An 8,816-nucleotide genomic window follows, 5' to 3' on the forward strand; every position below is an offset into this window, starting at 1 on the left:
CACGCAGAGCTTCATCATCGATGATAGCGCCGCGATGAACGCCAAAATTATCGAGTATTTCAACAGCGATACCCACACAATCGAAGAAAAACTCTATCTGGCAAAAGTGATGCAAATGCAGGGGGGATTGAACTACGATATCGATACTCTCGTAGGGAGCATCAATAACGACATCGTCCAATCTCTGGTTTCTGACCTCTATACGGGACTCTCCCTCAGCGTATTTGAAACCAAAGAGAGCTATACCACCGACGGCATCATCGTCACAACCGAAGCGAATGAACTCATCACCCTCTCCGATACCGATACGAAAATTCTCCTTCAGGGAGGTAACGATCAACTTAATTCCGGAAAAGGGAACAATATCTTCTATTACCGCAGGGGGGATGGAAGCGACACGATTTATGACAAAGCAGGATTCGATTCTCTGATATTTGATGAGGGGATTACCCGTGAGAGTGTCGAGATTCGGCTGAACCGAAACAGTGATCTCGTGATCGCGATCAAAGAGGAGGGGAAATCGTTCGAGGAACTCACCGATAAAATCACCATCGTCGATTGGATGAAGCCCTCAAACCGTGTCGAGGCGATCATTTTTGGTGATGGCAGTACGATGAAATTCCAAGATGTGTTTGAACTCTTTCAAGCGACCGATGGGGTAGAGGTGATCCAGCTCAGTTCCGGAAACGACATCATCGATGCAAGAGGGGGCAACGACGTCATCCAGGCATTGGGCGGAAACGATACCCTGATCGGGGGCAGAGGGGATGATCGGCTCGAAGGGGGAGTCGGGAACGACACCTACATCTACAATCTTGGAGACGGCAAAGACACCATCACCGACAGCGGCGATCACGATACGCTACAGTTCGGCGAGGGAGTTTTGATTACTGATCTGATGGTTAAATTCAGTGGAAACAATCTACTCATCGCCCTCAAAGAGGAGGGCAAACCTTTCGAACAACTCAGCGACGTGATCACCCTCAAAAACTATAAAAACGGCGACAACACCATCGAAGCGATCTATCTGGAAGGGTATGAAATCGTCGATATCGATGAGCTGCTGAACGCCCCTACGGAGTTTGATGATGATTTAGAGCTGAGCAATGATGGCCAAACGATCGATCTGCTAGATGGAAACGATACCCTCTCTAGCGGAGAGGGGAACGATACCGTGAGAGGAAACAGCGGGGATGATATGATCATGTCCCATGGCGGCAACGATACATTGGCGGGGAATATCGGAAACGATACGCTAGAGGGGGGACTGGGGGATGACACCTATGTGTTCAGCCGAGGTGATGGCAAAGATACGATCAATGACGACTACAGCTACGGATTTGACAACCTCCAAAAGGATAATGCCGGTAACGATACGCTCACGTTTGGCGAGGGGATTACGGCGGAGGAGATCGTCACGAAGTATTTCGGCCAAGACCTAATGATCGCTCTTAAAGAGGGGGATACACCGTTTGAAGAGTTGAGCGACGTCGTGACGATCAAAAATTATCTCGATGAAAATAACAAGATAGAGCGTATCATTTTAAGTGATGGAGCCGATGTTGTGATCGATACAATAACACAATTGGGTACTCAGGGGATGGATAAGATTTATCTCGAAAATACTACCGAATCGGTAACCATCCTTGCTCTCGGATCGGCGGATTTTGTCTATACGGGAAGCGGAGATGATACTATAGATGGCGGCGATAGCGCGGATGATTTGTATGGCGGAGCAGGCAATGACATATTAAACGGCGGTAGTGAATCCGATTTTCTTGCAGGGGGCAGCGGTGATGATATCTATGTTTACAAGCGTGGGGAGTCGGGGGAAGAAGGTGAGATTATCTTTGATGATAATCGACCGGGTTATGATGATACCAGAGCCGGTACCCAATATTTTATGTGGCAATCGGTACAAAAGATTAAATCGAGCAAGATTCTGCAAACGGATGGCGGCAATGATACCATCCAATTCGGAGAGGGGATTAGTGCGAGTGATATATCCTTTCGTCGGGGTGATCCCGGACCGACAACGGCAGGTTCCGGATTTTTTAATCCCGGGAATGATACTTTAATCATTACCATTGCAAACGGTGGCGGAGAAATTATTATTCTGGAGTACTTCAATTCATACAACACCATCGAAAACTTCCTTTTAGCAGACGGTACAGCGGTAGAGGTAGCGCTTGAAGTACCTGCTGTGCCGGTTACCCCCATTCCTCCTATTATCACAAATGACACCTACACTTTTAATAATGGGGATGCTCCGTTAACCATAATCGATCAAGGGGGTAACGATACCCTCTCTTTCGGAGAGGGGATTACGTCAGGGGATATTATCGGAAAACAGATCGGAAACGATTTTATCATTGCTCTAAAAGAGGAGGGAAAAACGTTCGATGAACTCACCCAAAAAGTGATCATCAAAAATTATGTTCAGAGTATCAGTCAGGTGGAAACCATCGCCTTTTCAGATGGTACCCGCATAGCAACGGAAAGTCTCAAAGTAGCAACGGAGGGTGATGATCTATTAATCTTCGATCATGAGATTAGAACCATCGATGGATTATCCGGGAATGATACGTTGACAACAGGAAATGGAAATGATACCCTGATCGGAGGACGTGGGGATGACACCTTAAACGGCGGTGCCGGAAATAATACCTATATTTTCAATCGCGGAGACGGGAAAGATACAATCGGCTATTCATACGGAACTAATACACTCAAATTCGGTGAAGGGATCGGAGCGGATACGTTAGAAGCAAAATTCATCGGTCAAAATTTAGTGATCGGGGTAAAAGAGAATGGCATGGCGTTCGAATCGTGGAGTGATACGATTACGATCGCTGGAAACAGCGTAGAAAATATCCTGCTTTATGACGATACGAAAATCTCTCTTGAAAGTATTTTGTCCAAACCGACACAGGGTGATGACGTTCTCGATTATACCTATACGCAAAACGCGATCACGGTTGACGGATTGGGCGGCAACGATACGATTACCACAAACAGTGGAGATGACACCCTCATCGGCGGCAGCGGCAATGATACGTTAAACAGCGGTGCAGGGCATGATACCCTGCGCGGCGGGAGCGGAAATGATACCCTGCGCGGCGGTGCGGGTAATGATACGTATCTCTTTCATCGCGGAGACGGCAACGATACACTGTACGATGTATTCATCTCCGAAATGAACGATGCAGGCAAGGATACATTAACGTTTGGTGAGGGTATCATCAAAAGCGACCTACTTTTCAGACAAGAGGGGTACAACCTGATCATCACACTCAATGAAAACGGGAAAACATTGGATGCTTTAAGCGACACGATTACCCTTACGGATTGGTTTAAAGTCAAAAACAATATTGAAACGATCCGGTTTACCGATGATTTGACGATGACAGCCTCCGAGATTGCCGGTATGTTTGTAAACGCCGGTGCCGATACACTCTACAGCAACCATGGAGCGGAGATGTTCGGCGGGCTCGGGGATGATACCTACGTTTATAAAAAAGACGATTTCACGGTTATCATCAACGATCAGTTTACCAACAAAGAGATCGCCGTCGATGCGGGGAACGATACGCTCCGATTTGAAGACATCAACCGCAATCAGGTCACGATCGGGACGAAAGGAAACGATCTGATCCTGAAAATCGATGCGACTCACGACACCTATACCGAGCTCAAAGATTACGTCGTGATACGCGATTGGAAAAATCCGAATCGGGGGATTGAGCAAATCGTTTTCGGTGACGGTGAAGTCCTCGCCATCGATAAAACAGCAACCTATGCGGCACTGGCGTTTGATGAAAACTGGATTACTAGCCGATACACCATCTACGGCAGTGAAAACAACGAGATAGGTGGAACCGAGTTTAGCGAGGTGATCGAGAGCGGAGCCGGGGATGATACGGTCATGGCGCTTGCGGGCAATGACTATCTTACGGGCGGTATCGGTGACGATACGCTCAATGGCGGCAGTGGAAACGATACCTATGTGTTTAGGATCGGAGACGGTAAAGATGTCATTAACGATACGAGCGGACTTGACACCATCAAATTCGGTCCGAATATCAGCCGTTCGGATATCACCATTACAAAAGTCAATAACGATTTGGTGATGACACTCAATACGAATGATCAACTGACGCTCAAAGAGTGGTTTAACGCCGAGACGATCGACAATCGGGTAGAGTTGATGGTTCTGGACGATGAGGGAGAAATAGCGATCGCCGATTTTATCATCACGCCGACCGAAGGAAACGATGATTTGGAGTACGGAGATGAAAAGAACCGTATCGATGCCCTCGGAGGGGACGATATCATCCATATCGGCGGCGGAGACGACATCCTGACGGGGAACGCAGGAGACGACCGACTCTACGGCGAAGCGGGGGATGATCGTATCGGCGGTGACGCCGGAGCGGATACACTGTACGGTGCGGATGGCAACGATACCTATCTGTTCGGCAGAGGGGACGGCAATGACACGATCGTCGAAGACGATTTTGCCAACTGGGGGCAAAGCGGTAACGATACCCTAACGTTCAAAGAGGGAATCACGACCGCTGATCTTATCCTCGTTCAAAGTGGAGACGATCTGATCGTCGCACTAAAAGAGGATGGCAAAACATTGGCCGAACTCACCGACAAAATTACACTGAAAAACTGGTCGTTGTACGACGATGAAAATTCACGCGATCTAAGCCGAGGCTATTATGCGATCGAAAATTTCAGTTTCAGCGACGGAACGACATGGGATATGAACGATATCATTGCGCATATCGGCAGCGACGCAGATGAGAGCGTTATCGGATTCAATCAAGCGGATACGTTGGAAGGTAAAAAAGGCAATGATGTTCTGCAAGGCCATTTAGGAGACGATACCTATGTTTTCAACCGTGGTGACGGACACGATACGATCTATGACTACGGTAGAAAAGGGGATGATTACACTTACTATAATGCCGGTGTGGATACCCTTAAATTCGGAAACGGCATAAGCGAGAACGATTTGTTGTTTTTCAAAGAAAATGATGATCTCATTATTTATGTCAGAAACGGCGATCAAACGATTTCCGAACTGACCGATATGGTGACGATCAAAAATTGGTTTATATCCAATAATAGGGTCGAGAATATGGCTTTATTTGACGGGACTAAAATTGATTATACCAAGTATCTAACGGCTGATCCGACCATCGGGGATGATACATTGATTTACGGCTATGATGATGATGTAATCGATGCTTTGTCCGGAAATGATACCGTAGTAGATCTCGGCGGTAATAACTTTATCGATGGTAACAGCGGAGATGATTCGATCCAAAGCGGAGACGGCAATGATGTCCTGATCGGTGGAGAGGGCGATGATACATTGTCCGGAGGTCTAGGGGATGACTCTCTCGAAGGCGGTGTTGGAAGTGATATCTATATCTTTAATCTGGGTGACGGTCATGATATTATCAGCGATTATACACTGGATACAAATGAGATTGATCGTATTACGTTCGGACAAAACATTACAATCGAGACTTTAATTCTGACACGTACGGCCAATGATTTGATCGTCACAATCGATGATGATAATTCGATCATCGTTCAAAACTGGTATACGGACGAAAGATATAGAATAGAGTCCTTTCTCTTTACGAACGGAAATGCGTTTAGTGCCGATGAAATCGAGTCGATGACGACCTATTACGGCAATGAAAACGCTAACGTAATGCTTGGAACAAAAAATTCTGATGTGATCATAGGCTTCGATGGCGATGATACGATAACCGGGTTCGCCGGTGATGATGAATTGTACGGCAATAACGGTAATGACACCTTGACCGGGGGCGCAGGAGATGACACTCTCGAAGGAGGGATAGGAAATGATACCTACGTGTTCAGTCGCGGTGACGGAAATGACACGATTTACGACGAAGAATACAATTATTATGGGGGGAATGAAGATTTAGATACGCTTCGTTTCGGGGATGACATCTCAAAAGATGATTTGGTTGTCGCTATCGACGGCACCCGGCTTGTCATTTCGTTTGAGGGGAATGATGACAGTATCACGATTGAGGATTGGAATAATCATTCAATCGAACAACTGGAATTCAGTGACGGCACAACATATAGTACAAAGCCTGTTATTTCCAATACAAGTGTCGAAATGTTTGAAGATTCGCAAACCACCGGTCAGTTAGCCGTTGTCGATGCTTTTGGCGGTATGTTGAGCTATTTTTATAATGCAGAAAGTTCATTAGGAACCTTCAATATTGATTCTAATACAGGGGAATGGACATATGTGCCGTATATCGATGCAAACGGCATTGACAATATTGTAGTTCAAGTAGTCAATGAGTTTGGTTTGAGTTCGGAAGCAATATTCCAATTTATGATTGATCCGGTTGAAGATGCACCAATTGCACAGGATGATGTTCTTTCTGGAAGTAACGGGCGATATGAAGGGTGGATAAACGTTGAAGGTTCTCATAATTATAATGATGGCATTGCAAGTATCGACCGGTGGAAAATTGAACATCATGGAGGAACGCTCACTATTGATGTTTTGACCGAATTGAACGCGGCATTTTACGATAATACTATCGCTTATTATAATGATATTAATAGTAATGGTATTCAAGAAGCGTTTGATTCGTATATTTACTTAATAAGGGAAGGGGAGGGGCCTCTTGCCAACCGTGTAGTTGCTTATAATGATGATGATAGGCGCAATGGCAGAGAAGACGGATCGGTTCACCAATATGATTCTTATTTATCTTTCAATTCTTTGGAAGCAGGTAATTATTCGCTGATTATCAGTATTTATAGTTTATCTATAAATGAGATCGAAGCAAATCTAAATGGGAATACGGGTTCTGAGTATTATGGTGGCCCATATCGTTTGACATTTAGCGGTGATATGACTGTTGTCTCAGGTCCGAAAGAATATTCTGAAAAACTTGTGTTCGCAAACGATCAGACAGCTACTATTGCTCAATTATTGTTATTGAACAACGATTATGATGTGGACAGTGATGTATTAAACATTGTAAGCGTTCAGGAAGCTGTACATGGTAGTGTGAGTTTGGATGAACAGGGTAATATTCTTTTTGTACCTGAGGCAGCATTTATCGGCGAAGCCTCATTTACCTATACTATTACGGATGGAAAGGGCGGATTTAGTACTGCGAACGTGTTGTTAAATGTTAAAGATCCTGTTGTGAATAATTATGCGACACCGATCGTCCTAGATCTAAATCACAACGCCATTACTTCCACGGCGCTTGCGACCTCCACTGCCTACTTCGATTATGACGGTGACGGTAACCGTGAACATACCGGTTGGGCGGAAAAAGGCGATGCGATGCTGGTTGCCGATCTCAATAATGACGGAGTCATCAACGACGGCAGCGAACATTTCGGCAACTACACGAAACTCTTGGATGGAACACGTGCCCAAGACGGGTATGAGGCATTGGCGCACTACGACAGTAACAGTGATGGTGTCATCGATAACCGTGACGAGGCGTTTGGAAATCTGCTTTTATGGAAAGATGCCAACCAAAACGGCAAAACCGAAGAGGGGGAGTTAACCAACATCCAGACCAGTGGAATTTTGGCACTCCATCTGGATCGAGCCAATGGGATCACGTTCGAACAAACTTCCGAAAACGGCAACATACTCCTCAATGAGACCAATTATGCCACCCTAGGCAGTAGCGGGATCATGCGGGACGTGGGGTTTGCGTACGATCCGTTCGATACGATCACCGATAACGACACCTTGTCCGCAGCGTATTACGGTAATCTGCTTTCGGGGGGTAATGGGGACGATACCTACTTCTTTACTCTCGGAGACGGGAAGATAACCATTGACGATCAGGGAGACGGGTTTGATTCGATCAGATTGGGAATCGGTATTTCAAAAGAACAACTCGTTGTCAAATGGATAAGCGGCAGCGATGATCTGCTGATCGGGATTCGGAATGATATCGCGGATAATCGTCCTCTTTCATCGTTGGAAAATCAAATTCTCATTAAGGACTTTTTTACTAACAGCGGTTCGATAGAGACGATAGAATTTAATGATTCCACCACATTGAGTAAAAGCGAGCTGTATGATCTCTTACTCGATACGCGTGACGTTAAAAATCTGACGGCACGCGTGCTTGAGGAGGACGGTACACTATTCGGCGGTACTTTTAACGATCTTTTGTATGGGGCAAGCGGACAGGAAATTATTGATGGCGGTGAGGGTAATGATTATCTGAAAGGGTTAGGGAATGATGATTATCTGATCGGAGGAGAAGGGGACGATACCCTCCAAGGCGGAGCGGGAGACGATACGTTGGAAGAGATTAGCGGAGATGATGTTTACCTCTATGACAGAGGAGACGGGCGCGACACGATTACCGATTTTGGCGGTATCGACACGATCATGTTCGGTGAAGGTATTTCTGCTCAGGATATTGTGCTGAGTGTGGGTGAAAATGATCTGTTCATAACGTTTCAGTACGATTCGTCTTTGGCTGTCCAAAATCGGGACACTATCCGTATCGTCAACTTCAATACACCCGGTTTTACCATCGAATCGCTTGAATTTTCAAACGCAGAGGTTGTATCGATGGCCTCATTGCTAAACCTCGCCCCCCAAGCCCCAACCGAAGTCATCAATACCCTCCACGACATCCGAATCCTCAGCGGCAATGTCGGTGCGACGGATGGTGAGGGTGACGTATTGACCTACACCGTCAGTACCGCCTCAGCACACGGAACCCTCAGCATCAATGAGACTGGGGTTTGGAGTT

Annotated in this window: 1 protein-coding gene; it reads left to right on the top strand. The window is 46.0% G+C overall.

Going from position 1 to position 8,816, the window contains the following annotated elements; genetic code table 11:
• The coding region (locus M0P91_RS14785) for a calcium-binding protein (RefSeq protein WP_295069170.1) at nucleotides 1-8,816 on the top strand (8,816 nt) is incomplete at both ends.

It is taken from the genome of Sulfuricurvum sp., from assembly GCF_023229695.1.
Lineage (GTDB): Bacteria > Campylobacterota > Campylobacteria > Campylobacterales > Sulfurimonadaceae > Sulfuricurvum.